The organism is Methanoculleus sp., from assembly GCF_030019085.1.
GTDB lineage: Archaea > Halobacteriota > Methanomicrobia > Methanomicrobiales > Methanoculleaceae > Methanoculleus.
The window spans coordinates 24,459-46,954 of record NZ_JASEFJ010000015.1 but is presented as its reverse complement, the minus strand read 5'-3'; the positions used below and the strand labels follow the sequence as shown (position 1 = coordinate 46,954).

At 58.6% G+C, this 22,496-nt stretch carries 27 protein-coding genes; 9 read left to right on the top strand and 18 right to left on the bottom strand.

From position 1 onward, the window contains the following. Positions 1 to 45 precede the first annotated feature (45 nt). Entirely contained in the window at positions 46 to 414 is a 369-nt protein-coding gene (tnpA, locus tag QMC91_RS07420) for an IS200/IS605 family transposase (protein ID WP_300237266.1), read from the bottom strand. A 413-nt stretch (positions 415 to 827) separates the two neighbouring features. On the opposite strand from tnpA, the gene eif1A reads away from it, so the two are divergent. Then, a complete protein-coding gene (gene eif1A / locus QMC91_RS07415; protein WP_300237264.1) occupies positions 828 to 1,130 on the top strand; it encodes a translation initiation factor eIF-1A in 303 nt (100 codons plus the stop codon). 59 nt (positions 1,131 to 1,189) lie between these two features. Here eif1A and QMC91_RS07410 read toward each other — a convergent pair whose 3' ends face one another. From QMC91_RS07410 to QMC91_RS07385, 6 genes are read right to left on the bottom strand one after another with little or no spacing between them, the layout of a single operon-like run. Further along, positions 1,190 to 1,939 (bottom strand): hypothetical protein, encoded by a 750-nt coding sequence (locus QMC91_RS07410; protein WP_300237272.1) that lies wholly within the window; start codon positions 1,937 to 1,939, stop codon positions 1,190 to 1,192. A 46-nt stretch (positions 1,940 to 1,985) separates the two neighbouring features. Continuing rightward, positions 1,986 to 2,438, bottom strand: coding sequence for a hypothetical protein (locus QMC91_RS07405; protein WP_300237262.1), 453 nt, complete (start codon positions 2,436 to 2,438; stop codon positions 1,986 to 1,988). After that, complete coding sequence (locus QMC91_RS07400; RefSeq protein WP_300237260.1) at positions 2,416 to 2,811, bottom strand: hypothetical protein; 396 nt, start codon at positions 2,809 to 2,811, stop codon at positions 2,416 to 2,418. The genes QMC91_RS07405 and QMC91_RS07400 overlap by 23 nt, the downstream gene beginning before the upstream one ends. Next, positions 2,799 to 3,302 carry a hypothetical protein gene (locus QMC91_RS07395; RefSeq protein WP_300237258.1) on the bottom strand — a complete coding sequence of 168 codons (504 nt, stop codon included), beginning with the start codon at positions 3,300 to 3,302 and terminating at the stop codon, positions 2,799 to 2,801. Before QMC91_RS07395 ends, QMC91_RS07400 begins: the two co-directional genes overlap by 13 nt. After that, positions 3,296 to 4,315: a hypothetical protein gene (locus tag QMC91_RS07390; protein ID WP_300237256.1), complete on the bottom strand. Its 1,020-nt coding sequence runs from the start codon at positions 4,313 to 4,315 to the stop codon at positions 3,296 to 3,298. Before QMC91_RS07390 ends, QMC91_RS07395 begins: the two co-directional genes overlap by 7 nt. Before the next feature lie 20 nt (positions 4,316 to 4,335). Next, the gene (locus QMC91_RS07385; protein WP_300237254.1) at positions 4,336 to 4,908 is read right to left on the bottom strand and encodes a hypothetical protein; all 573 of its coding nucleotides are present in this window, start codon (positions 4,906 to 4,908) and stop codon (positions 4,336 to 4,338) included. 225 nt (positions 4,909 to 5,133) lie between these two features. Between QMC91_RS07385 and QMC91_RS07380 the strand changes: the two genes are divergently transcribed. Continuing rightward, positions 5,134 to 5,775 (top strand): FmdE family protein, encoded by a 642-nt coding sequence (locus QMC91_RS07380; RefSeq protein ID WP_300237252.1) that lies wholly within the window; start codon positions 5,134 to 5,136, stop codon positions 5,773 to 5,775. A 14-nt stretch (positions 5,776 to 5,789) separates the two neighbouring features. On the opposite strand, the gene hisG is transcribed toward QMC91_RS07380, so the two are convergent. Together hisG and QMC91_RS07370 are read right to left on the bottom strand one after the other, a co-directional pair. Continuing rightward, the gene (gene hisG / locus QMC91_RS07375; protein ID WP_300237249.1) at positions 5,790 to 6,662 is read right to left on the bottom strand and encodes an ATP phosphoribosyltransferase; all 873 of its coding nucleotides are present in this window, start codon (positions 6,660 to 6,662) and stop codon (positions 5,790 to 5,792) included. Between the two features lie 50 nt (positions 6,663 to 6,712). Further along, entirely contained in the window at positions 6,713 to 7,978 is a 1,266-nt protein-coding gene (locus QMC91_RS07370) for a DUF1015 family protein (RefSeq protein WP_300237247.1), read from the bottom strand. 84 nt (positions 7,979 to 8,062) lie between these two features. On the opposite strand from QMC91_RS07370, the gene rimI reads away from it, so the two are divergent. Continuing rightward, positions 8,063 to 8,527 carry a ribosomal protein S18-alanine N-acetyltransferase gene (gene rimI, locus QMC91_RS07365; protein WP_300237245.1) on the top strand — a complete coding sequence of 155 codons (465 nt, stop codon included), beginning with the start codon at positions 8,063 to 8,065 and terminating at the stop codon, positions 8,525 to 8,527. Positions 8,528 to 8,615: 88 nt separating this feature from the next. Here the strand turns inward: rimI and hmgA are convergent, their stop codons facing one another. Continuing rightward, positions 8,616 to 9,824 carry a hydroxymethylglutaryl-CoA reductase (NADPH) gene (hmgA, locus tag QMC91_RS07360; protein WP_300237243.1) on the bottom strand — a complete coding sequence of 403 codons (1,209 nt, stop codon included), beginning with the start codon at positions 9,822 to 9,824 and terminating at the stop codon, positions 8,616 to 8,618. Here hmgA and QMC91_RS07355 point away from each other — a divergent pair. Both QMC91_RS07355 and QMC91_RS07350 read left to right on the top strand, forming a co-directional pair. Continuing rightward, positions 9,823 to 10,785, top strand: a complete 963-nt coding sequence (locus QMC91_RS07355; RefSeq protein WP_300237241.1) for a class I SAM-dependent methyltransferase family protein — start codon at positions 9,823 to 9,825, stop codon at positions 10,783 to 10,785. The genes hmgA and QMC91_RS07355 overlap by 2 nt on opposite strands. Before the next feature lie 445 nt (positions 10,786 to 11,230). Further along, positions 11,231 to 12,625 (top strand): P-loop domain-containing protein, encoded by a 1,395-nt coding sequence (locus QMC91_RS07350; protein ID WP_300237239.1) that lies wholly within the window; start codon positions 11,231 to 11,233, stop codon positions 12,623 to 12,625. A 37-nt stretch (positions 12,626 to 12,662) separates the two neighbouring features. Here the strand turns inward: QMC91_RS07350 and QMC91_RS07345 are convergent, their stop codons facing one another. The 5 genes from QMC91_RS07345 to QMC91_RS07325 all read right to left on the bottom strand — a co-directional run bounded on the left by QMC91_RS07345 (position 12,663) and on the right by QMC91_RS07325 (position 17,218). Beyond that, positions 12,663 to 13,751 carry an ABC transporter ATP-binding protein gene (locus QMC91_RS07345; RefSeq protein WP_300237237.1) on the bottom strand — a complete coding sequence of 363 codons (1,089 nt, stop codon included), beginning with the start codon at positions 13,749 to 13,751 and terminating at the stop codon, positions 12,663 to 12,665. After that, positions 13,748 to 14,458: an ABC transporter permease gene (locus tag QMC91_RS07340; RefSeq protein WP_300237235.1), complete on the bottom strand. Its 711-nt coding sequence runs from the start codon at positions 14,456 to 14,458 to the stop codon at positions 13,748 to 13,750. The genes QMC91_RS07345 and QMC91_RS07340 overlap by 4 nt, the downstream gene beginning before the upstream one ends. Positions 14,459 to 14,582: 124 nt before the next feature. Next, positions 14,583 to 15,500 (bottom strand): substrate-binding domain-containing protein, encoded by a 918-nt coding sequence (locus QMC91_RS07335; protein ID WP_300237233.1) that lies wholly within the window; start codon positions 15,498 to 15,500, stop codon positions 14,583 to 14,585. Between the two features lie 139 nt (positions 15,501 to 15,639). Next, positions 15,640 to 16,341 (bottom strand): ABC transporter substrate-binding protein, encoded by a 702-nt coding sequence (locus QMC91_RS07330; protein WP_300237231.1) that lies wholly within the window; start codon positions 16,339 to 16,341, stop codon positions 15,640 to 15,642. 73 nt (positions 16,342 to 16,414) lie between these two features. Further along, complete coding sequence (locus QMC91_RS07325; protein ID WP_300237229.1) at positions 16,415 to 17,218, bottom strand: uridylate kinase; 804 nt, start codon at positions 17,216 to 17,218, stop codon at positions 16,415 to 16,417. A gap of 88 nt (positions 17,219 to 17,306) precedes the next feature. Between QMC91_RS07325 and QMC91_RS07320 the strand changes: the two genes are divergently transcribed. The 4 genes from QMC91_RS07320 to QMC91_RS07305 all read left to right on the top strand — a co-directional run bounded on the left by QMC91_RS07320 (position 17,307) and on the right by QMC91_RS07305 (position 19,723). Further along, the gene (locus tag QMC91_RS07320) at positions 17,307 to 17,540 is read left to right on the top strand and encodes a hypothetical protein (RefSeq protein WP_300237227.1); all 234 of its coding nucleotides are present in this window, start codon (positions 17,307 to 17,309) and stop codon (positions 17,538 to 17,540) included. Positions 17,541 to 17,591: 51 nt separating this feature from the next. Continuing rightward, positions 17,592 to 17,948: a hypothetical protein gene (locus QMC91_RS07315; RefSeq protein ID WP_300237226.1), complete on the top strand. Its 357-nt coding sequence runs from the start codon at positions 17,592 to 17,594 to the stop codon at positions 17,946 to 17,948. A gap of 325 nt (positions 17,949 to 18,273) precedes the next feature. Then, positions 18,274 to 19,428 carry a putative sulfate/molybdate transporter gene (locus QMC91_RS07310; RefSeq protein ID WP_366944389.1) on the top strand — a complete coding sequence of 385 codons (1,155 nt, stop codon included), beginning with the start codon at positions 18,274 to 18,276 and terminating at the stop codon, positions 19,426 to 19,428. Positions 19,429 to 19,453: 25 nt separating this feature from the next. After that, a complete protein-coding gene (locus tag QMC91_RS07305) occupies positions 19,454 to 19,723 on the top strand; it encodes a SemiSWEET family sugar transporter (protein WP_300237224.1) in 270 nt (89 codons plus the stop codon). On the opposite strand, the gene QMC91_RS07300 is transcribed toward QMC91_RS07305, so the two are convergent. From QMC91_RS07300 to QMC91_RS07290, 3 genes are read right to left on the bottom strand one after another with little or no spacing between them, the layout of a single operon-like run. Continuing rightward, positions 19,692 to 20,771, bottom strand: coding sequence for an ATP-binding cassette domain-containing protein (locus QMC91_RS07300; RefSeq protein WP_300237223.1), 1,080 nt, complete (start codon positions 20,769 to 20,771; stop codon positions 19,692 to 19,694). The genes QMC91_RS07305 and QMC91_RS07300 overlap by 32 nt on opposite strands. Then, positions 20,758 to 21,624, bottom strand: coding sequence for an ABC transporter permease (locus tag QMC91_RS07295; protein WP_300237222.1), 867 nt, complete (start codon positions 21,622 to 21,624; stop codon positions 20,758 to 20,760). The genes QMC91_RS07300 and QMC91_RS07295 overlap by 14 nt, the downstream gene beginning before the upstream one ends. A gap of 23 nt (positions 21,625 to 21,647) precedes the next feature. Then, positions 21,648 to 22,496 (bottom strand): deoxyribonuclease IV, encoded by an 849-nt coding sequence (locus tag QMC91_RS07290; protein WP_300237221.1) that lies wholly within the window; start codon positions 22,494 to 22,496, stop codon positions 21,648 to 21,650.

The window sequence follows — 22,496 nt, the reverse complement described above, 5'->3', positions numbered from 1 at the left end:
ATCATTTACCTCTCCGGTTGCGAATCAACATACTCTTTCAGCGCATCAAGGCTTACCTGCCCCGATGTTGCAAGGAAAATACGACGGAGACCAGAAGGAATTTTCACACAACAAATCTTTTGTTGCAGGGAACTCCTGCCGAAGTCTTCTGGATGATACACCCTTGATCACGTTGACTGCGTTGACAGGGTTGGTTTTCGGAGTTGCTTTGAAGAGGAGATGGTAGTGGTCTTCTGCGGGTTCGTGAGCGACGACCTCTATGCCCAACTCGGTTGATAAGTCCCATACGATGTCTTTCAGGCGCTCCCGAATATCGTCAGGATATAATGCTTTCCGGCGATACTTCACCACAATCATAAGGTGGTAATAGAGAGCAAAGACCGAATGTGCCGACTTATCAAGTTTATACTTCATGTTGGGTGAATTATAAAAGCGGATATCGTTATCGTAATGATGAAGGGGCTTCGCTTTCATCCCGGGCCTGTTGACCGGGGACTTCCAGCTTCGCCCCTTCAACCCCAACGGTTAAATTTGCCGTGTTCATTACCATCCACCGGGTTTTTGGGAGATCGTGATGGTGCTGAACGCGGGAAAGCCTGACTCTCCCTGGATTAGATGAGTGTTCCGATTGACATAAGCATAAGGGGGTGTGGTTCAGGATCGTCACGGGTGCAGTTGGCACACGGGGCGGTTCTCGTGCACCCTCCCTCCCGGAAGGGAGAATATTTGATAAACCAGCAGTTGTATAAACTGGTGATAGAGAGGAGCAGACTCTCTGGAAAAGCGTTGGGGGTGGTGAACTGACAGATCCTGCGAAGCGTAAACCCGTGTCCGGCGGAGAAGGGGATGCCGGGGAGGAGATCATACGTGTGCGCCTGCCGAACAAGAGGAACCGTGAGGTCTTTGGCAGCGCTGAACTGATGCTTGGTGCAAACCACATAAAGGTCCGCTGTTTCGATGGTGTGACGCGCATCGGGCGGATCAAGGGCAAGATCAAGAAGAAGGTCTGGATCCGGGAAGGCGATGTCCTTATCGTTGTTCCCTGGGCTTTCCAGGACGAGAAGTGCGATATTGTCTACCGTTACACAAAGCCCCAGGTAGAGTGGCTCCGAAAGAACGGGTATCTCTGATATATTTCTGAAGGGGGTATCCCCCACCGGGGATCGCTAACCAGGGCGTAATAATTTGGTTATATGCCGTGGATCCTGATCCTGTAATCTTTTATGACGAGTCTGGTTACCCCACCAAGGGTATATCTATCACCCGAGCGTTCCATATCCAGGTTCCCGGTCAGGTAGTTCCCCCAAGCCACGCTGTTGTCGTTGCCGGGATCGCTCTCGTATTCCACGGTGATCTCTTCGCCGGGTGATGCGGAGACATTTACATGTGTAACTACCTTTTCCAGGCTCATTCTGACCGTAGCCACCCCGGATCTTGCCATCGCCTCGTCGGTGGTGATGTTCATGATGTATATGGCAAACGTCCCCGTGGCCTCATCATAGAACCAGCGCGGCTCTGCAAGCATCGCCGAACCGGCTACGTCCTCCTGGCGCGTTATCACCGCGCCGTTCTCGAGGGTGATCACCTCGGTGCTGCGGTCGGAGCGGTAGACCAGGGCGCCGGGGGAGAAATCCCACAAGGTGTTACTGTTTGAGTTTGAGATGGTGAAGGTGACCCCATAATCGTCTCCACCTATCACCTCCAACGTCCCGCCGCTCACCTGGATCGTGGTCTCCTTGTAGGGAACGTTCTTGAAGCAGAGACTCTTCATGTCGTTCTGGATGACGATCATCGCACGCTCCATGTTCCTGACGTCGGTGTTGCTCTGTTCCTTTACAAGCACCGGGTAACCATAGAGGGTGACCAGACCGATGCCGCTCATGACGATCCCGAGGATTATGATGAACCCGATCGCTTCGGAGACCGCCCGCTCATTCATCTTCACGATTTCTTTTCCCCCCAGAAAACTCTGCGTTGCGCCATTCTCATTCAAACCCGCTTGAGTTGTACTGGATTCTGTTCCATCCAGCACCGGTGGTGTTACCGGTCACGGCCCTGGTCGCCCCGATACCGGCGATGGCAACCTGGCTCTGGACGTTGCCGCCATGCACCAGGATCATCTGGCTCGATCCCCTGCCACTGGCCTCCACAAAGTAATTCGTCCCCGCAACGTCGTCGGGGATGTCGAACTTTGTCTCGATCGTCCCGTTGACAGGCGAGATCACGTAGAGATCCACGATCCGGGTGCTGATACCGTTCCCGATATCCACGAAGGCGTGGTAGCGGAGCGTGTCCGCCGGCCCCTGCATGAAGACGGTGTTGACGGTAAACATCATGACTATCATAAGCACGAGCAGCACGCCGGTGACGATGATGTACTCTGTCACCCGGCTGACACCGTCCTCATTCACAGGTTCAGTAACGGTAAACGGTCTCATCGTACTCTGTCACTCCGTTGTTGTAGTGAATCTCCACAGGGTATGCCCATTGCCCGGAGATATAAATCCGGTCTTTAACCTTGAAATCGACCACGGCATTCTTCCGGTCGAGCGATATCGCGATGATGTCATCGCGAACCGCTTTAGCGCTGGGATTGCCTGCGGCGTCTACGTTGCCATATTTATCAACATAGTCGAATATCGCCTCCCGCAGGTCCCGGATATCGTTCTTCGGGAACTCGAGCACACCTTCCGCTGTCGTCTGCCCGACGAGAGCCGACTGGTTGATGATCAGCGCCAGGAAGAAGAGCCCCACGGCGACCAGGAGCCCCATCAGCACGATCCACTGCCCCTCCTCGTTCATGCACGCCATAACAACACCTCCACCAGGACTGCCTGCGCCCGCTGCCCGTAGGGTTGACGTGGGCTAAACTGTTGATCCAGTTGCACCCACCGGGTCACCCGCACGGCTGATTCCCTGCCTGTCCAGGTCTCATCGGGTCCAACGAGTTGATGTTCTTCGATCCGATCCTCTTTTCGGTATGTAACGCTCGCGCTCATATGGAGGGTATCGAGATCTCCGCTCGTTTTCGCGTTGCAGTATTCCAGGAATTTGTCCTTGAATCCACCCCCATTATTTTCGTTGATAAATTCGACAAGCTGGTTCTTACCCCCCTCTCGATCCGGCGTATCCATCATCGCCAGAACATCACTACCGAGCTGCTCAAGCTGCATATCGGGGATGTGCGTATCCCCCTGTGTGTAGATGCTTGTCGTGCTGAGGATGAGGTATGCTGTAAGGAGCATGACGAGCCCTGCCGCGATCCCTTCCATGGTGTAGAGCTGCCCCGAATCGTTCACCATATGGCGACCTCCAGGACGGCGGGTTTCAGGTCGGGCCGGGTGACGTTTGCTGGATTGTAGTCATAGTAGTGGATGCCGGTGATGTTGGTCGCTGGAGGTTCATCCTCAAATTTGAACTCTACATCCAGGATGCTGGTCGGTCCGAGATTGAATAGAGATGTTGCAGGTGGTTTCAGGACGAGAGAGATACTTGACGAGACCCCAACGCCTGGTTCTGGCGAATAAAGAACAGGGTTATTGTCGATCCGCAGCGTGTAATAGTCTGTATCACTCTCGTCGTAGGGGAAGGGGATGCTCGAAGAACCTCGCCGGAACGTCACGCTCTCGAGCGTCGCGTACGATGCTGTTCCGTTCAGGAACTCCCCAAAATCCGTGATTGTTATATTCACGGGCTCGGCCCGCGGGTCGATCCGGTAGGCCGGATCGATGGACTGGTTGATCAACCGGTTGAAGTCGAATCGAACGGTAAAATTCCTGCTGGTTGAAGTATCCTCTGTGTCAGTTGTATACTGATCCTTGAAACTACCATCGATCACCGCCACGCCTGGCTCCTTTATCTTCACCACCCGGCGGATGTAGCCGTAGCCAGGTGGGGTGTCATCGCCGGTCGCATAGTTGTAAGTCCCTTCAGCGTCCAGGCTCCGGAGCGTTATGTTATAGGAGTAGGGGATATCGCCAAAGATCGCCTTGCTGCGGTAGTCCTCAGGATCGAAGAACGAGGTGTTGAAGAACTTCTCAATCTTTGTTGAGAGGAGGATGTTTGGTGCATCCCTCGATACCGCAAGACCGATGCGCTCGATCTCGTCTTTGTGGTTCTCATCGTAGGTCTCCCACGGCGGATCGACCGGCCAGCCCGGATCCTCGACGAGTATAACGCCCGTCCGGTAGGCTACCGCATCGTAATCGATGCCACTGCTCTGAAGCCCTGCAAGGAGCCCGGGAACCATGCTTGCCACCGCGATCAGGGCGACCATAAAGATCGTAAACCCGACAAGGAAGTCGATCGAGAACAACCCCTCGTCGTTCTTCAGCCCTATACGTCCACCTCCCCGGTATCCGCCCGGAAGACGAGAGTCTCCATCCCGGCGTCAGAGCGGGCCGTAACGGTATAGGCCCCCCCGGCAAGCACGATATCCACCGTATTCGCGTTGAGGCGCTCCAGCGCTGCCTGGATCTCATCTTCATGCATAGCGAGGATCTCCTCCGGCGAGAGGACTTCGGTCATATTCAACTCCTCTGGAGGTATGGGAGCAGGAAGCGAGATCTCCTGCCACCCTGACACACCGATGGTCAGCCAGCGCCCCCCGTCAGCGTCCAGGAGACCCATTGTCCAGGAAGAGGCGCGCCCTTCGAGGTTTACACGGTTCCCGATCACCTGATGGAGCGATGTGCCGCTGACGTTCAGACCGCCTTCGGCCCCGAGCAGTTCTAGTTCGGCGAGCGCCTCTGCCAGGGTGAGGCCCTCTGGCTCTGGCAGGTCGACGGGGGTGATACCACCACCGCCCGATGGCATCGGGGAGGCACCGAGACAGCCAGACGCCGTGCAGAAGATACAGACTGCGGCAAACAGTGCCAGAACTCTCCCGGCAAATCTCATGTAAAACATTCTTTTTACACGAGGGGATATTAATAATAATCTATATTGCACATTCCAGTATCCGCCGCGAAAACCGGATAAGAGATAGATGCAGAGTGTTACCGCATGAATTATACCGGGGTCTTCGCAAGCTCGTACTTCGGGCATTATACCTCTCATGCACTGGCCAGGTATTGGGGCTCTTATCGTAACATATAATAGAGATATCGTAGCAAGATCTCATACACGATGGATATGTGCAGCAACTCAGGTCCGGGCACGCCCGGAGAAGCACGCGACCGATTTGCCGAAGCGGTCGCGTTTCACGGCCACGTCTGTCCCGGCCTCGCAATGGGTTATCGGGCGGCGGAGATCGCCCTCTCAAGACTTCGCTCTGGCCGGTCGGAGGACGAGGAACTGGTCACGATCACCGAGACCGATGCCTGCAGCGTCGATGCCATTCAGGTTCTGACGGGCTGCACCGCCGGGAAAGGGAACCTGCTCTTCAGAGATCACGGCAAACAGGCGTTCACTTTCATCAACCGTAAAACCGGCGCAGCACTCCGGCTCGTGGCGAATCCGTCGTTTGATATTGAGTCGCTCGACCCCGAGTTTGCGCCGCTCCGGAAGCGTGTGATGCAGAGGGAGGCAACCGATTCGGAGCGCGCAGCATTCCAGGATCACATGAACCGGGTCGTCGATGCCATCCTTAAGGCACCGGATGACTACCTCTTCATCATCCGCCAGGTCGATCCAGTGATCCCCGAACCCGCCCGGATCTTCCGGTCGGTGCCGTGCGCGAAATGCAGTGAGATGACCGCCGAGTCCCGCATCAGGGTTGAGGAGGGAGAGTTTCTCTGTTACGCCTGTTCGAAGGACTACTCCAGGTGTCTCTGAGGGATGCCTCCCCATCACCGCACGATCTTTGTTATCGGGATCTCCAGGATGTCCTCGGCACCCGCGGCCTTGAGAGCAGGGATCAGGCTGTTGACAAGCCCTTTCTGAACCGCCGTCTGGATGCTGAAGAAGTCGATCCCGTGGAGCTGGCTGATGGTGGGCTTCTTCATCGCCGGGAGCACCTCGATGACACGCTCAAGAGCTGCCGCCGGCACATTCATCGTCAGGAGAACCTGGTGGCGCGCCTCGATCACGCCCATCAGCAGGGTTGCGATCTCGTCGATCTCCCGGCGCTTCTCCGGGTCGCGGAGCGAGTCGCGGTTTGCCAGAAGCGCGGTGTGCGACTCCATGATCTCTCCCACGATCTTGAGGCCGTTCTTCCGGAGGGTGCTCCCTGTCTCGGTGAGGTCTACTACCACGTCCATCAGGTCTGGAACCTTCGCCTCTGAAGCCCCATAGGATGGGAAGAGCCTGACCGGGATCCCCAGGTTCTCAAAGAACCGTTCCGTGACCCGGGGATACTCAGTCGTAACCCGACTGCCAGGCCGGATGGCGGTGACGTCTTCGATCGGTTCGTCACGGTGAACCGCGACCACGATCTTCACATTCCCCTCGCCGGTCTTGCTGTAGGAAAGGTTTGCAATCTCGACAACGTCAGCACCGCTCTCCTCAACCCAGTCAACCCCAGATATGCCGAGATCGAAGTAGCCCATCTGGACGTAGAGCGGGATCTCCTGCGGTCGGAGGATCTTCACCTTACCGATCCTCGGGTCATCGATCCTGGGGTTGTAATCGCGGTCGGTCCTTCTGACCTCGAGATCCGCCTCCTTGAAGACCTGGAGCGTCTGCGCTTCAAGGCTCCCTTTTGGGAGCGCAATCGTGATCATATGGAGTTTATCCTGCAGGAAAAGAGTTAAAGTTGATGCCACCTGACTTCTCAGTCTATGGTGTGAACTACGAGCCCTGAGAGTAGTTTCGGCTCGAACCATGTGGATTTTGGTGGCATGATGCCGCCTGCATCGGCTATCGCGAGCACCGTCTCGATCGGCACCGGCTGCATCGCCACGGCGAGGGCGTACTCGCCGTCATCCACAAGTCGCTCAAGTTCACGGAGTGGTTTTGCCCCACCCATGTAGTGGAGTCTTGCATCACCCCGGGGGTCGGAGATCCCGAACATCCCCTCCAGTATATCTTTCTGGAGAACGGAGACGTCGAGTGACCCTATCAGGTCGGTGGGATCAGCGATCGGTCGTGAGATCTCGTACCATGCTCCACCCAGGTATATGTGCATCACATGCTTCCCTCCAGCCTCAGCATCAAGCGGCGGGATCTGGTAGCCTTCGGCGTCGAGGTTCCCGTAGGGACGGACAGTCCAACCAGATTTGCGGAGTGCTTCGAGAAACTCAGAGGGGGTGGCGTATCTTCCAGGGTCGGTGACGAGTCTGCTGTAGCCGTGGATACGTACGCGGTCGTGGGGGAAGAGAACCACCATAAACCTCCCCGCCTCCTCCGTAAACCTCCCCTCGCGCCTCCGCAGCGCGGCCACGTTCACCGCGGATTTGGCCCGGTGGTGTCCGTCGGCGATATATGTCTCCGGCACATTCGAAAAGAGTTTTTCTAGATAAGATAGGGCAGCATCATCTGTGATCCGGTAGATCTGGTGCAGCACGCCAGATGCGGTCGTCGTGCTTCCGTCGGGTTGGACGTCCATTATAAGTGAGTGAAGGTGCGAGTAGATACCCTGGCGGTCGCGGTAGAGCAGGAATACAAGGCCGGTGTTCGCACCGACCGCATCAATGTGCCGAGTCCTGTCCTCCTCCTTGTCATAACGGGTGAGTTCGTGCCGACGGATCTTCCCGATCTCGTAGTCTTCCGTCTGGACGCAGCAGACCAGGCCGACGAACTCCTCGCCGTTCTGTACTGCCCGGTAGATATACATCCCCGGCGTCGGGTCGCGCTCCATCAGCCTTTCCGCGAGCATACCCTCAAAGACCTCCCGCGCCCGCTGGTAGACCCGGTCATCGTTTGGCGGGATGTCGGGAAGTTCGGCGTCCGGTCGGCTAACCCGCAGGAAACTCAGTGGGTTCTTCTCGATACATTCCCGTGCTTCTTGTGCCGTCACCACATCGTATGGTACGGATGGGATCTTCTCGGAGTACCGCCGCGCTGGACGGATCGCCGCGAAACGATAGATCTGAACCATGGATACCGTCACTCGTCTGTGCCTACTCTTTTGTTCCCTGAAGACTAATATTAGATAGGGTACCCTGGTGGAGTGTGGCCGCGTATGATGCCGCTTCAGTTAACAATCCTTCGGGCGCAGACTGCAGATATTCCGCAGATCGTGGCCATTGAGAGAGTGTCCTTCGTCGATCCCTGGGATGAGAGAACGCTCTTGGAATCTCTCAACTATTTCCCGGAGACGTTCTTTGTGGCGAAAAACAATGGGGATCTGGTTGGTTTCATCGCCGGCGGTATCGAGGACACAGGGGAAGGGGTTTACGGGCACATAATGAACTTTGCCGTTGCCCCCCGCTGTCGGCGCCGCGGTGTCGGGCGACACCTCCTCCGCCGCCTGGAGCAGGAGTATGCCATCCTGGGAGCAAACGGTGTCCAGCTTGAGGTCAGAGCCAGCAACACCGGGGCGCAGGAGTTTTACCACCGCCTCGGCTATCGTGAGGTATTCCATGTGGCATCCTACTACTCAAGCGGAGAAGATGCCATGGTCATGATGAAGTGGTTCCGCTTTTAGGTCTCCTGTCCGCGATCCAGATTTTATCTTGCGGGGTGAAGGGGGCGGAGCGAGAAGACCTCTTCTCCAGGGGGGTAGTTCACCTCTGTTATCCCCGCCCCAGGTTCTGGTGTGCCCGGGCCAGGTGCTGGGCTGCCAGCGCGCCGAGGAGTGAGAGTTCGCCGGCGAGGACCGCAGCAGCAACGATCTCTCCGAAAGCCCTTGCATTGGTTCCCGGAGGGTCACCGCCACCAGCGACTCCAAGCATTGCCAGACACTCGTGCTGGGTATCAACACCTGTTCCGCCGCCGACAGTCCCGACGGGGAGCGAGGGGATGGTGACCGAGACGTAAACACCGCCCTCAACCCGGTCGACAGTGGTTATTGCGGTGCTCCCCTCGACGACGTGGGCCGCGTCCTGACCACAGGCGATGAAGATCCCGGCAACCACGTTTGCCGCCTGGGCGTTGAACCCGAAGGATGCTGCCCGCGCTGAACCCACCAGGTTCTTGCGGTAGTTGACCTCGAACAGTGTCTCCGCATCGGTCTTCAGGAGATCCGCGATCAACGCTTCGCTGAGTCGCACTCCAGCAACCACGGTCTTCCCCCTGCCCTGTACGAGGTTGATAGCCGCAGGTTTCTTGTCGGTGCACATATTGCCGGAGAGGGAGACGAGTCTTGCGCCAGTCTCGCGCTCGATGAGTTCGCCCACTTTCTGGCTGGCGATCGTAACCATATTCATGCCCATCGCGTCCTTCGTGTCGAACTCGAGTCTGACAAAGACGCTTGTGCCGGTGATGTAAGTCCTGGCTTTAAGGAACTCCCCGTGCTTTGTGGTGCTTTCTGCAGCCTCCCGGATCTCGGTGGTGTGCGTATCCACCCAGTTTGCCGTCTCTTTCGCGTGAATGACATCACGGGTGGCAAAGACCGGTGCCCGGGTCATCCCATCGCGCATGATCCGGACATCCGCCCCACCCGCCCGGGTTATCAGCGAGCAACCGCGGTTCACCGAGGCGACAAGCGCTCCTTCGGTCGTCGCGAGGGGAATGTAGTATGACCCGCTGGCGTACTCGCCATGTACCACGAGCGGTCCTGCAACACCGACCGGAACCTGGACAGCGCCAATCATGTTCTCGATGTTGCGTTTCACGACCCGATCGATCCCTATTGTGAACGATCCAATCGCGGGAAGAGGTGTCCCGGTCTCGCCCTCGATGAACGCCCTCCGTACCCTTACGGCCTCTTTCGGTGGAAGTTCCTTCTCGAGCGCATATAGTTTGAGGGACCCGTCTTTCAGCCTCTCGATATACTCATCCATGAATAAGTATGAGATCTCATACGTAAAGATGGCGGGTGTGGAGTCCGTGGGTGAAGAACACTGGTGCCTGGTGGTGCCAAAACAGGAGGCCGAGGAGAGACGGCGCCGACTGCTTGAGGCAGGGCTCCTTGACCGGCGGTATAGGCCGCGTCAGGAGGGTGATACAGTCCTCCTCCCCCTGACGGATGGGGTTCCGGGTGCGGTGCTCCGGGAGTTTGAGGCGGTACCGGAACGTCCTGATCTACCCCGTCATGAGATCGTCGGTGGGATAGCCATAATGCAGGAGAACGATCCCGCTGGTGCCGGGCGCCTTCTCGCCTCAAGACCGTCGCTTCACACCGTGCTGTTCCCGGAGACCCCCGTCGAGGGTGAGTACCGGACCCGCAGGTTTGCCGTCCTTGCCGGTGTACCTACCACCCGCACACGGGTGACGGAGTACGGACTCCGTTTCGATGTAGACCTATCCCACGCCTACTTCTCCGCCAGGCTCTCCACAGAACGCCAGCGGGTTCTTGCGGCGATGGAGGAGGGTGAGCGGGTTCTTGATATGTTTGCCGGCGTGGGGCCGTTTGCAGTCACCCTGGCCCGGAAAGCGGATCTTGTGGTCGCGGCTGATCTTAACCCCGCTGCCGTGCATCTCCTGGTTGAGAACATCACCCTCAACCGGGTGAATAACGTCGTCCCGGTGCTTGCGGACGCCGGTCACCTTCCCCGGTATGGGTTTCGCCCGTTTGACCGGGTTATCATGAATCTCCCACTGGCCGCGCCGCGTTTCCTCCCTGAGGCCGCAGCGCTCTGCCGGGACGGTGGAACGATCCATCTCTATGCCCTGGAGGAGCAGGATTGGGAGTACCTCTCTCTGATCCGCGAGGTTACATGGGGCGAGGTTATCGAGCGACGGGTCAGGACATACTCTCCAGGTAAGTGGCATGCGGTATACGATATCACTCTGGAGGGGTAAGGAGGCCATCGAACCGGTAACTTCGGGTTGCTCTGCCCGGTTCGATAAGCCTCTCCCGGCACGGATCCCTGGTGAGTGCAATCGCCGCAGGCCGCCGTCCCATAGAGGTCGGTGGGGCCAGGCTTTTTGCGAGAGAGACTGTTCCAGTAGAGACATGGGGTTAGGACTGTCCAGTCCCTTCCCCGGCAGACCTCTACCGATTCTGATTCTCATTCGATACAGTGCCCATATGGAGAGAGTCTTTTCGGTAAATGTACCCCCTCTCTCGAAGGGAAACCCCTCGTTAGTCCAGGGCACAACTTCTCCCTGCCTATCGCCACGCGCTGCCTGCTTGGCGGCCGGGGTGGGGGGTTTTGTCATCATCCAGCGAAAGGCGTTCACCATGGAAAGCCTGTCGCGCAATAAGAGAGATGGGCTCTGACGTAGAACTATCAGATGATTGCGTATGGGTGGTTCGGAGGGTTCCTGGCAGGCTGAGGCTGGCCGGATTGTCGCGGCTCTTGACGGCGGCCGGGCGCGTGTCGACCTGGAGCGCTTGAGGCCTCCTGTCAACACCTACCTCGTCCGCTCGCTCGACAAAACGGCGCTCCGGTTCAGTCTTCCGCTCTTGCTAACGCCGCCTGCCGGCACGGTCGGTCACCCCGGTGCCGACGGGGCGGTTGGAGTCGTGATCGAGGTCATCAAGTCGGCGGTCCCGCTTGAACCCGCACTCGGCCCAATCGCCGGTATCGGGACGGAACACCCCGGCCATTGCCTGTATAACGTGGAACCGGTCACGTTGATCGCCTCACCTAGCGCCATCGGAACTGATCTCTGGCGGCCGGACGATGGTAACCGGATCGACGCCTCGGGGCTCCACCTGGTCGTCAGGGGCGCACTCCCTTACATGGGGCCGCCGGGGCCTGGCACGGAACGGGAGGTCACAGAACGCCTGAGCGCGCTCCTTGAGGCAGTAGATCGCGTTGCAAGCCGGGTGCCCGCCGGGGAGATTGCAGCGGCCTGTGCCCTCTCCCTCGACCAGAAAGCCCTCCGTCGTTCCCTGCCCGGGATGGGGCTTGTCACGTTCATCGCCGACGGCACGCGCCCGGCCCGCCGGTTCACGCGGTTTCGTGGTCACCATCGTATTGCAGGCCCAAAAGAGGGCGTTCACATCCCTTTCCGCTGCCCGCAGGAACTCGACCCGATCGAGGTTGAACTTGAGGGGAGCGGCCGGGTGGTGACGGGTCTTGGACTCCGGCGTAGAGAGGTCTTCGCGGTTGTCGGTTCAAACGCCGAGGGTAAGAGCACCCTCCTCCAGGCGATCGTTGCCGGCCAGGACGACCACGCCGCCGGGGACGGGCGTGAACTCCTGATCAGCGTCAACGGGGTTGTGGGTGCGGAGGCAAACGAGCAGGAACTGGTGGGTGCGGACGTCAGCCTCTTCTTCCGCAGCCTCCCGCCCGGTCTCTCAGGCGACCCCCGGGCGGCCTATGGCCGCGGGAGCGGATCCCTCGTGATGGCGGAGAAGATACAGGCCGCGCTCCGTGCTGCTGCGCCCCTCCTCATCATAGACGAAGACCGCGCCGCGACCAACCTGCTGGTCCCGGGCTGCCTCCAGAGCGGTGAGGTGACACCGCTCTCCACGCTTCTTGCCACAAGACGCCAGGCGGTCGGGGAGACGACGATCCTGTTTGCCGCCTCCTCGCTTGACATCCTGATCGCCCAGGCCGACAGGATCCTGCTACTCTCCGGCCACGAGGCACAGGCGCTCGATCCCCTGGAGTTCCGGCGGCGACTGGAGAGTCATCTTGATAGGGTGCGAGAACTTCTGGCAGCGCGGGGGAGACCGGGCGGCCGCTGAGACCGGGTTTGCCCGGCGGAAGGTTGTATCATGGTATTCAGGTCTCGTTTATCCGGATAACGTGGATGGATTCAGGCGCAAACGAGACAACAACATGGCTGCCTTCCTGGAGATCCAGATCGTCCGCCCTCTTCCAGGAGAGGAGAGATGAGAGCATAAATCCGCAGTCGACTGTAACACTGCTGAAAGGGCCCCGCGGCACTATGGAGATGACTGTGCCCTGGAGCGTGTTCCCGTCCGGGTTGGCCACCTTTCTCTCCACCGGCGCGATCCGCATATCCTCCGGCCTGATGCAGAGGGCGACCCTCTCACCGGTGCCAAACGACGACCGTGCCCTGACCTGAGTGCCGCCGACATCGATGGAGACTGCCCCTCCATCATCCCTCCTCACGACCACCCCTTCCAGGATGTTCTCTATGCCAACGAATCTGGCGAGATCCCGGGTTGCCGGGAGGGTGAAGACCTCTCTTGGCGTCCCGACCTGAGCGAACCTGCCGTTCATCAGCACCGCTATCCGGTGGGCGAGTCGCTGCCCCTGGTACATGTCGTGGGTTGAGAAGAGGATCGTTGTGCCGAGTTCGCGGTTGATCCGGATGACCAGTTCCTCTATCTTCTCCACCGAGACGGGGTCCAGGTTTGCGGTCGGTTCATCCATCAGGAGGATCTCTGGTTCGATCACCATCGCCCTGGCGAGAGCCACCCGCTGCATCTCACCGCCGGAGAGTGTCCGTGCCAGTCGCTCCTCGTAGCCGGCAAGCCCCACCACATCGAGAGCTTCCCGGACCTTCTTAATGACGGTTGCCCTCTCCACCCCCCGAAATCTGAGTCCGATGGCGATGTTCTCGGCGACTGTTGTGTTAAAGACCGCGGGTTTCTGGAATACCATCCCGATCATCCGGCGGATCATGAGGCTCTGCTCTTTGCTGGCGTGGATATCGATCCCGTTGATCCGGATTGTCCCTGCTGTCGGGTTGTCCAGGAGGCCGATCAGACGCAGCAGGGTCGATTTTCCGGCCCCGCTCGGCCCGATGATGGCAAAGATCTCCCCCCGCTCCACCCTGGCGCTGACACCGTCGAGCACCCTCTTACCGTCGAACTCTTTTGAGACTCCATCAAGTTCAATCATGGGTTTCTACCCTGTTGCAGCGTTGATATGACGAGATTGACCCCGAGGGCGATGGTGAGCAGGACGATCCCGAGAGCGATGGACTGCGGGATGTTGCCCATCGATGTCTCAAGCGATATCGCGGTGGTCAGGACGCGGGTTGAACTCTTAAAAGAGGACGCCGCTATGTTGCCGCCGACAAGGATGGCCGCCCCGACCTCGGATATCGCCCGACCAAACCCGACCGCGACGGCCGCCAGGATCGCGAACCGCGCTTCCTTCATGATGTTTATGAGGAACTGGAACCGGGTAGCCCCGAGCGAGGTAAGGGTGTCCCTGATGACCGGATCGACCCCAGAAAGCGCGGATATTGTGAGCCCGGTCATGATCGGTATGATGAGGACTGTCTGTGCGATGATCATGGCGGTCGGCGTGAAGAGCAGTCTTAAGAATCCGAGTGGTCCGGCGCGGGAGATGAGCAGGAATATCAGGAGCCCTACGATGACCGTCGGGAGAGAGTAAAGTGTCTGGATCAGGTTGATGATACTCCTTCTCCCTCGAAATTTTCCGAAGTTGATCGCCGCCCCGAGCGGGAGAGCGATCAGCGAGGCAATGATGGTCGCGGTGAGCGATATGATGATGCTTCGCACGGCAATGGCCATAACGTCAGGATCGAGCGTTACGATTAGCCTGATCGCCTCGATGAACCCCTCGATGATCTCGTACATGCCTTGCACCCGATCGTGTTACCTCAGCGGCAAAAAACCAGATGATCCCCGGCCCCGGTGCCAGAGGCACGTCAGTGAAGATAGGAGGTTCAATCTCATGCAAAAAGGGGTGGATTTGACCGGATCAGAGGACCGGGTCTTTCACTTCGGCCTCAGGCACACCGATCTTCTCCCAGGCGTCCTTTGCGGCGTAGAACAGTGGTTGGCCGTACTCCGCGACACCGAAGGAGGCGATCTCTTCCTGCACCTCATCGGAGATCAGGAAGTTGATCCAGTCCTTCGCCAGCGTGCTGTTGATATCCGGGTATTTCTCCGGGTTGATCTGCATGGCGGAGTAGACGTTGAGCAGGATATCACCCTCGTCCACGAGGGTCACGAGGTCAAGGTCACGCTGGTAGGCGAGGAAGGTGCCGATGTCTGAGAGAGTGTAGCCCTGCAGCTCGTTTGCCATCTCAAGGGTTGCACCCATGCCGGTCCCGGCCTCGCGGTACCAGTCGCCGGAACCCCGGATATCTGTCGAGTAGTTGAACCCGGCAGCCTTCCAGATGGCCTGCTCCTTCGAGTGCGTGCCTGACGCGTCACCGCGTGAGACAAAGACCACACCCGGTTCACCTGCCATGCCTTTCTCGCGGATGGTCTTAAACGCTTCTTCGGGTTCCATGCCCTTTATGCCTGCAGGATCGGATTCGGGCCCGACAATGATGAAGTAGTTGTAGGCAAAGACGCGCCGGTTGATGCCATAACCATCGGCAATGAAGGCATCCTCACGCGGACGGTCGTGTACCATCAGGACATCTACGTCGCCCCGCTGCCCGTACTCGATCGCCTTGCCGGTGCCGGCGGAGATGATCAGGACCTCGGCGTTGTACTCCTTCTCAAACATGGGTTTGAGGTGATCGAGGAGTCCGGTGTCGTAGAGACTCGTAGTCGTGGCGATACGAAGTTGCTGCTTCTCTGCAGGGGGTTGCCCGGTACAGCCGCAGATCAGCAGGATGGCGACCATGACAGCCGCAACGGCAAAGATGGTTCTCTTTTTCATCATGTCTATCAGAGGGGTTTATTGTACTACCTACATTTAAATACGCGTGTTTTGTGTTAATCTGTGTTCAATTTAGTTAACTGGGCTTCATAATAGGCTGAGTAAATGTGATCCAATTACCCTGGGGTGAGACCGCCTGAGATCATCCCACCACGATATCGCGGTAGACCCCATCCTCCTCCTCTACATAGAGGATCGCCTCACCTCCAACAAAGGCGGGTTTCGGGAACTTTTTAAGGCTGACGAGACCTTCGCTGACGGTAACACCATCGCGGGTCATTACCCGGTCGACGCCTGAGGCGAGGATCGCGGCCACCGTTGAGGTTCCGTGCAGGCTTCGTGTAGTCCCTTTCTGGACAAACCGCCCGTCATTCCCGGATGCCGCGAGGCAGACACCCGCCAGCGCCCCGATAACCCCGTCTTCGGTGCCGCCAAGTCCTTCGAGGAGTATCCCTGCGCGGCGGGCGAGCGTGCGCGCCAGTTCCTGCGTCACGATCTCTCTCTTTGCGATGAAACCGAAGCGGGGGGTCTCCTGCACGATCTGTCGGTCGGTGGCGAGACAGATGCCTGGGTCGCTTCCCTCGATAAAGTCTGCGAGAAGGAGTTCCTTTGCTGTCGCGAATAGATCATCGGCCGTAACTTCATTCTCTCCATCCAGTATGTGGATGACCGCGGCGCTGTTGTGTGAGGTATAGGGGATGGTGGGATGGATAAATAGCTGGTGCCGTGTCACCCCGAAGACTGCACAAGACCGGGAAAGTTCTGCTGCAATCGCGCGTGCGAGTCGTCCGGTGCCGCGGGACTCGCGGGTGTCGGTATCGTCAATGCCTATGTAGATGGTCATTGGTATCGCTCGTCTGCCATACCGGTCGGTTTTGGGAGGAGAATAAGGCTTCTCCTCTGTTCAATCCTGGAAGTTACGCCCGGATCAGGGTGCCGACCCGTTCCCCGTTCACGGCCTTTGTGACGTTCCCCGGGATATGAGCGTTCACCACTTTGATCTCTCTGACGTAAACGGCGTCCCTGAGAAGTTCGACCGCCATCGGTTCGAGCACCATATCTTCCATCTCCATCTCCAGGAGTTCGTCGGCCGTGATCTCCGGGATGAGCTCGGCATCAGGATTCTCAAAGGGGTTCTCGGCGTAGAGACCGTCCACGTTCTTTCCCAGAATGCAGTTCTTCGCGCCGACCACCTCTGCCATCAGGAAGGCGCCGGTATCCGTCCGGTGTGGTGGGATGCTTCCAAGTTTTGGGGGATGTTCGTAGAGTCCGTAGGGTGGTGTGCCCTGAACGACCGGGAGCATCCCGAGTGAGATAAGTGAGGGCAGACTCAGGAGGTCGTCGGTATGGATCCGAACGCCGTTGTATTTCGAGAAGAGGATGGAGATCATGACAGCGTTCTGCTCGCTGATCTTGCCCGCAAGTTCCGCAAGCACCCCTGTTGGCATACCGAGGTCGATACCGACGTCAAGTATGTGGCGGACGCGGGCGCCGCCGCCGGTGGCTACAAGGATCTTATGTTGCCTGGATAGTTCCCCTATCTCCTCGATCAGCGGGTAGACTACCTCCCGGCCGTAATCGATGACGCCGTGGCCACCTATCTTGATCACGTTCAGGTCAGGCATGATCCGTATCGTGGGACCAGATGTCCTGCGGAGCAGCCCCCGTCTGACCAGACTCTCGCCGCGTAGCCTCGATTCAATCTCAAACCGTTCCGCCATGGTCTTTCCTCCAATCTATATGATGGGAAAAGGCTAAATATCTTTGGCGTATATCTGCTGTTATACCAGTTGGTATGAGGTGAGATGCATGAAGATCTATGTACGTGAACGCCAGAAGGTTGGCACCGGTGTGAAACAGCCAAGGTTCCGCATCGTTGCTATCGTTGAAGAGCAGGGCGAGCGGAAGCGCCTGAAGGTTGAGGGGACGCACTTCCGGAAGGTTGAGATCGAGCAGATTGCAAAAGATATCGGGGCGGAGGTTGTCTACCTCGAGGCGATGCCCGAAGAAGAACGCGGCGAGATGAAAGCAGAGGCGGCATAACTCCCCGGCCGTCATATTTTTCTACCGCGTCATGAGAGATGATGCGATCAGATGACCAGAGATGAACACGACGATATCATTGATGCGGCTATAAGGATCCTTCTTGAGGTGGATCGCTGCATAACCGTCGGGTTTTCCCCGGACGGCATCTCCATACGTTTCCCCACGACCAGAAAACTTGCCGAGTTTCTGGGGATCCCGCATTACTACGTCCTCCCAAGGTTCGGGGAGATGGAGCGAGACGGCCTGATTCGCCGCGTGGAGCGGGTCGGGATCTCCACCACAGCAGCGGGGACGGAACGTCTACTCTCTATTATGGCGGAGCGATACAGCGAGCGTGCAGAAGATTTACTTGGCCGGGACATATTTGCGGTGCTTCGGCGGAAGGCCGGGAGTCTGCCGGGATAGGGTGAGCGGGTCTGGAACCAGAAGATCAAGGATCTTCAGGGGTTTCTTCGGGCGTCCGGCAGGAGATCCCATTACCAGGTTCCCGGCGAGAAACTTCCACTGAGGTCTCATCAGCGTCACGTGCAGAGCTTGCCCCCGGGACCATCAGCATGCACCGCCCCCCCCGAGGAGGGGTGTGTGATGCGGTCAAAGAAAACCACTCACCGGTGGCAATTTGGCGGTCTCCGGGTGTGTTGCCGGGGGAAAGTGGAGGGTTTATAGTCCAGATCGTTGATCTCCGTCTCTCCGTACGGCCTGCCGGGAGAATCCATAACCTCAAAGACCCATGCAACCAGATAGAGGGGAGAGCACCATGGCGGAGAGCACCGCAACAGAGGAGAGTGGTATCAGGTTTACCATTGAGGAGGTTGCCGGCGCAGTCGGTGATTTCGGGACGATCTTTCCCATACTCCTTGGAGTCGCTATCGTCTGCCCGGACGTGAACGTAAGCCATTTCTTCCTCTTCATAGCCGCCTGGTACATCATCGCCGGACTCTACTACCGCCTCCCGATCCCGATCGAGCCCATGAAGGCCATCGGTGCCATCGTCATCGCCGGAGGGCTCTCCGGTGGAGAGATCGTGGCATCGGGTATCGTCGTCGGTGCGCTCTTCCTGCTGCTCGGGCTTTTCGGCGGCATGACCTGGCTTGCGGATCGGATCCCCAAAAGCGTCATCCGGGGTGTTCAGGGGGCTCTTGCACTCCTCCTCCTCAGGACGTCGCTTGACTACATCCTCGCCGACGCCCTGTTTGCGGCTCTCTCCATCGGGATCATCCTGGCATTCTTTTTTGCCTCGCAGCGCACCCGGATCCCGGACGTCTCCGCTCTGATTGTTATACTGATCGGACTTGGTGTGGGTATCGTCACACAGGGGATGCCGCCGTTCAGGTTGATTTCCCTCCCCCCACTCATCATCCCGCTTCCTTCAGACTTTGTAGCCGGCACATGGGAACTTGCCATCCCGCAGATCCCGCTCACCCTGACAAACGCCATCCTCGCTACATCCCTCCTCACCTACGACCTCTTCCCGAAGAAGGGCGTGGACCCTGACCGCCTATCCCGGACGATCGGTGTCATGAACCTCATCTCAACGCCGCTTGGGGGTTTTCCGATGTGTCACGGTGCCGGAGGGCTTGCCGCCATGTACCGGTTCGGTGCGCGAACCGGGGGGGCAAACATAATCGCCGGGGTCTTTATCCTCATCTTTGCCGTCGCCTTCGCCCCGCCTGAGGTGCTGACCCTGATCCCCCTCGGGGTCTTTGGCGCGCTACTGGTCTTCGTGGCGATAGAACTGGGGAAACACAGTATAAAGACCGGGTCGTATGCCGTCACCGGTGTCATAGCCGTCCTCACCCTGCTGATCGGGCTTACGTTCGCGTTCATTATAGGGATGATCATGGCTTACGTCCTGCAACGGTGGCAGCAGCAGCCTGGAGGCTGAAGTTTCATCACCTCATGGGGGAAAGATGATTGAACCATACATGGATACCGTCACAGTCCTTGGTCTTTTAGCCGGAACGTTCACGACGCTCTCGTTTGCCCCGCAGGCCATAAAGGCATGGCGCAGTCGTTCGACCGCCGACCTCTCGTTTGCGATGCTCCTTCTCCTCCTGGCCGGAGTCCTGCTCTGGTTCGTCTATGGGGTGGCGAGGGGGGATATCGCCATAATAGTTGCAAACGGTGCCACCGCCGTCCTTGTTGCCTTCACTCTCGCGCTGAAAGCGCAGAACGGATGACGTGGATCGCGTCTTCTCTCACGGAGATGTTGACCCGAACCCCCGGCGAAAGCCCGAGATCCCGCACCGACCGCCGGGTCATGACCGCGGTCAGTTCCATACCCGCATCCACCAGGACGTCGGTCACAGGACCGTTCTCGATGATCTGAATGATCGTCCCGCTCATCTTGTTTGGGGTGTTGGGCAACCGGTCGTCGCCGGGGGCGACGATGAGGTCGTCGGCACGGATGCAGAGACAGACCTCCTCTCCCACTGCAGCGTCTGTCAGCGCCTCAAACCTCAACCCACCTGCATCCACCGTTGCATGCCCGCCATCGTTTGCCATCACCACCCCGTCCAGGATGTTTTCAACCCCGATGAAGGCTGCAACCTCACGGCTCCCCGGGGCGCTCAGAACAACATCGGCCTCGCCCTCGTCGACGAGGCGGCCGTCGATGATGACTGCCATCCGGGTTGCAAGCATGTGCGCCTCCCTGCGGGAATGGCTGACGTGCACGATAGTGAGCCCCTCGTCCTGGTGGAGTCGCCTGAGGTCGGCGATGAACCTTTCCTGGGTTACGGGGTCGAGCGCCGAGAGCGGTTCATCCAGGAGGAGGATATCCGGTTTGACAGCGATGGCTCTTGCGAGTGCCACACGCTGCTGTTCACCCCCTGATAGGGTTCCCGGGTAGCGGTAAGCCAGGTGTTCGACCCCGAACCTTTCGAGGAGACCGGCGACTCTCTCGCGTGCTTCATGCCTGTGCAACCCCCGGGCGCGAAGACCGTAGGAGACGTTGTCGATGACGGTCATGTTCGGGAAGAGCGAGTAGTCTTGATAGACAAGACCGATCCCCCTACGTTCCGGGGGTAGGTCGGTGATCTCCTGCCCCCGGAGGAGGATGCGGCCGCTGTCCGGCCTGTGGAGACCGGCAATCGCCTCGAGGAGCACCGTCTTTCCCGCGCCAGAGGGGCCGATGATGAAGTAGTAGTCGCCCCGGTTGATCGAGAGACTGATCTCCTTCAGGGAGAACGACCCCAGCCTGAGCGATACCCGATCAAACGCGATCATCGTACCTCCCCAGGTATCCGGTCAACCTCCGCAGCAGGTAGAATACGCCGAGACTGACCACTATGACCACAAATGCGATGCTCCTGCTCGTGCGGATACCGGATGTGGTAAACGAGTAGTAGATCAGCGTCGATATGATGAACGGGTAGTATGCGATCATGACCACGGCGGCAAACTCCCCGATTGCCCTTCCCCAGGCAAGGATTGCCCCGTTAAACAGATGCCGCAGGCTAAGAGGGAGGGTGACCGTTCGGAAGGTGGTGAACGTCCCGGCGCCGAGGGTGCGGGCGACGTTCTCAAGGTGGAGGGGGACCTTCTCAAACCCTTCCCGCATGGTGTTTACAAAGAACGGCGAGGCGACGAAGAGCATCGCGACGACCGTGCCGGGGTAGGCGTCCTCGAATGCAAGTCCGATCTCGGCGAGCGGCGCGCCGAGCCATCCCCTCCGCATGAAGAGGAGGTAGACGAGCAATCCAGCAACCGTGTGTGGCAGGATGAGCGGGAGGTCGACGATGCTCTCAACAACTCCCTTAAACCTGGATGGGGGAGCCCGGGCGAGGACGTATGCAAGCGGTGTTCCGAAGATGATGAGGAGAAGGACGGCGTTTGCCCCCGCAGAGAAGGTGAGGAGGATCGAGCCGAGCACCCCTGACGATGCCGCAACCTCGATGAGGTGGAGCGGGTCTCCAAGTTCGGTTATCGTGATGTTGGCCAGTGCAAGAACCGTGAGCCCTGCAAGAACCGCACCCAGGATGCAGAACGAGACGATACAGAGGTCTACCTGCCGCCTCCCGCGCACCCTCCAGCGGGAGGGTGGCACCTCCCCCTCGACCGAATCGCTCTCGATCTTCATACAGGCCACCTCTCTACTGGTGCTCAATCCCCGGCAAGTTCGCGGACTTTTGCGATGTTCCCGGCATCGTCCCGCCTGGCGTCGACCGGCGTCTCGCAGATCAGGGGAAGACGTCGGATCTCCGGGTTGCGGAGGATCCCCCGAAACCCATCCTCTCCTATGGATCCAAGGCCGATATGCTCGTGTCGGTCAAGTCCGCTCCCGAGATCCCCCTTGCTGTCGTTGAGATGGATGAGATAGAGGTTGTCCAGGTCGATTCGTTCATCGATCTCTGCAACGACGGCATCGACCCCCTCCGCGGTCCGGAGGTCGTAGCCTGCGCCAAACGCGTGACAGGTATCAAAACAGATCCCGAACTCTCCCCTATCATCCAGCCCATCATATATCAGCGCGAGATCCTCGATCCTCGTCCCAACGCTGTTCTTCTCCCCGGCGGTGTTCTCGAGGAGGAGCATCACCCCCGCATCCCCGGTTTCATCAAACGCACGGTTGATCGCGGCGATGACCCGTTCCCGTCCTTCTTCGATCCCGGCGCCGCGGTGGTGTCCAAGGTGGGTCACAAGATAGGGTATACCGAGAAAAGCACACCGCCTGAGCTCACCGGCAAGCGCAGCGACCGACTTCTCATAAATGGCATCGTCGGGTGAGGCCAGGTTCGGGAGGTAGGGCATGTGGTCAAATACCGGGCCGAGCCCCGATGACCTCACCGCCGCCCGGAACGCGTCGACCACGTCCACATCGAGGTCCTTAGCCCTCCAGCCTCTCGGGTTCCGGGAGAAGATCTGAAACGTGTCACAACCCGCATCGCGGGCACGGTCGACCGCACGATCGATCGACCCGGCGATGGAGATGTGGCATCCAACCAGCACCAT

Excerpts from the sequence above, each read along its gene's own strand:
- tnpA (WP_300237266.1), bottom strand. The coding sequence starts at position 414 with ATGAAGTATAAACTTGATAAGTCGGCACATTCGGTCTTTGCTCTCTAT.
- QMC91_RS07410 (WP_300237272.1), bottom strand. The coding sequence starts at position 1,939 with ATGAATGAGCGGGCGGTCTCCGAAGCGATCGGGTTCATCATAATCCTC.
- QMC91_RS07405 (WP_300237262.1), bottom strand. The coding sequence starts at position 2,438 with ATGAGACCGTTTACCGTTACTGAACCTGTGAATGAGGACGGTGTCAGC.
- QMC91_RS07400 (WP_300237260.1), bottom strand. The coding sequence starts at position 2,811 with ATGGCGTGCATGAACGAGGAGGGGCAGTGGATCGTGCTGATGGGGCTC.
- QMC91_RS07395 (WP_300237258.1), bottom strand. The coding sequence starts at position 3,302 with ATGGTGAACGATTCGGGGCAGCTCTACACCATGGAAGGGATCGCGGCA.
- QMC91_RS07385 (WP_300237254.1), bottom strand. The coding sequence starts at position 4,908 with ATGTTTTACATGAGATTTGCCGGGAGAGTTCTGGCACTGTTTGCCGCA.
- QMC91_RS07380 (WP_300237252.1), top strand. The coding sequence starts at position 5,134 with ATGTGCAGCAACTCAGGTCCGGGCACGCCCGGAGAAGCACGCGACCGA.
- hisG (WP_300237249.1), bottom strand. The coding sequence starts at position 6,662 with ATGATCACGATTGCGCTCCCAAAAGGGAGCCTTGAAGCGCAGACGCTC.
- QMC91_RS07370 (WP_300237247.1), bottom strand. The coding sequence starts at position 7,978 with ATGGTTCAGATCTATCGTTTCGCGGCGATCCGTCCAGCGCGGCGGTAC.
- rimI (WP_300237245.1), top strand. The coding sequence starts at position 8,063 with ATGATGCCGCTTCAGTTAACAATCCTTCGGGCGCAGACTGCAGATATT.
- QMC91_RS07355 (WP_300237241.1), top strand. The coding sequence starts at position 9,823 with ATGAATAAGTATGAGATCTCATACGTAAAGATGGCGGGTGTGGAGTCC.
- hmgA (WP_300237243.1), bottom strand. The coding sequence starts at position 9,824 with ATGGATGAGTATATCGAGAGGCTGAAAGACGGGTCCCTCAAACTATAT.
- QMC91_RS07350 (WP_300237239.1), top strand. The coding sequence starts at position 11,231 with ATGGGTGGTTCGGAGGGTTCCTGGCAGGCTGAGGCTGGCCGGATTGTC.
- QMC91_RS07345 (WP_300237237.1), bottom strand. The coding sequence starts at position 13,751 with ATGATTGAACTTGATGGAGTCTCAAAAGAGTTCGACGGTAAGAGGGTG.
- QMC91_RS07340 (WP_300237235.1), bottom strand. The coding sequence starts at position 14,458 with ATGTACGAGATCATCGAGGGGTTCATCGAGGCGATCAGGCTAATCGTA.
- QMC91_RS07335 (WP_300237233.1), bottom strand. The coding sequence starts at position 15,500 with ATGATGAAAAAGAGAACCATCTTTGCCGTTGCGGCTGTCATGGTCGCC.
- QMC91_RS07330 (WP_300237231.1), bottom strand. The coding sequence starts at position 16,341 with ATGACCATCTACATAGGCATTGACGATACCGACACCCGCGAGTCCCGC.
- QMC91_RS07325 (WP_300237229.1), bottom strand. The coding sequence starts at position 17,218 with ATGGCGGAACGGTTTGAGATTGAATCGAGGCTACGCGGCGAGAGTCTG.
- QMC91_RS07320 (WP_300237227.1), top strand. The coding sequence starts at position 17,307 with ATGAAGATCTATGTACGTGAACGCCAGAAGGTTGGCACCGGTGTGAAA.
- QMC91_RS07315 (WP_300237226.1), top strand. The coding sequence starts at position 17,592 with ATGACCAGAGATGAACACGACGATATCATTGATGCGGCTATAAGGATC.
- QMC91_RS07310 (WP_366944389.1), top strand. The coding sequence starts at position 18,274 with ATGCAACCAGATAGAGGGGAGAGCACCATGGCGGAGAGCACCGCAACA.
- QMC91_RS07305 (WP_300237224.1), top strand. The coding sequence starts at position 19,454 with ATGATTGAACCATACATGGATACCGTCACAGTCCTTGGTCTTTTAGCC.
- QMC91_RS07300 (WP_300237223.1), bottom strand. The coding sequence starts at position 20,771 with ATGATCGCGTTTGATCGGGTATCGCTCAGGCTGGGGTCGTTCTCCCTG.
- QMC91_RS07295 (WP_300237222.1), bottom strand. The coding sequence starts at position 21,624 with ATGAAGATCGAGAGCGATTCGGTCGAGGGGGAGGTGCCACCCTCCCGC.
- QMC91_RS07290 (WP_300237221.1), bottom strand. The coding sequence starts at position 22,496 with ATGGTGCTGGTTGGATGCCACATCTCCATCGCCGGGTCGATCGATCGT.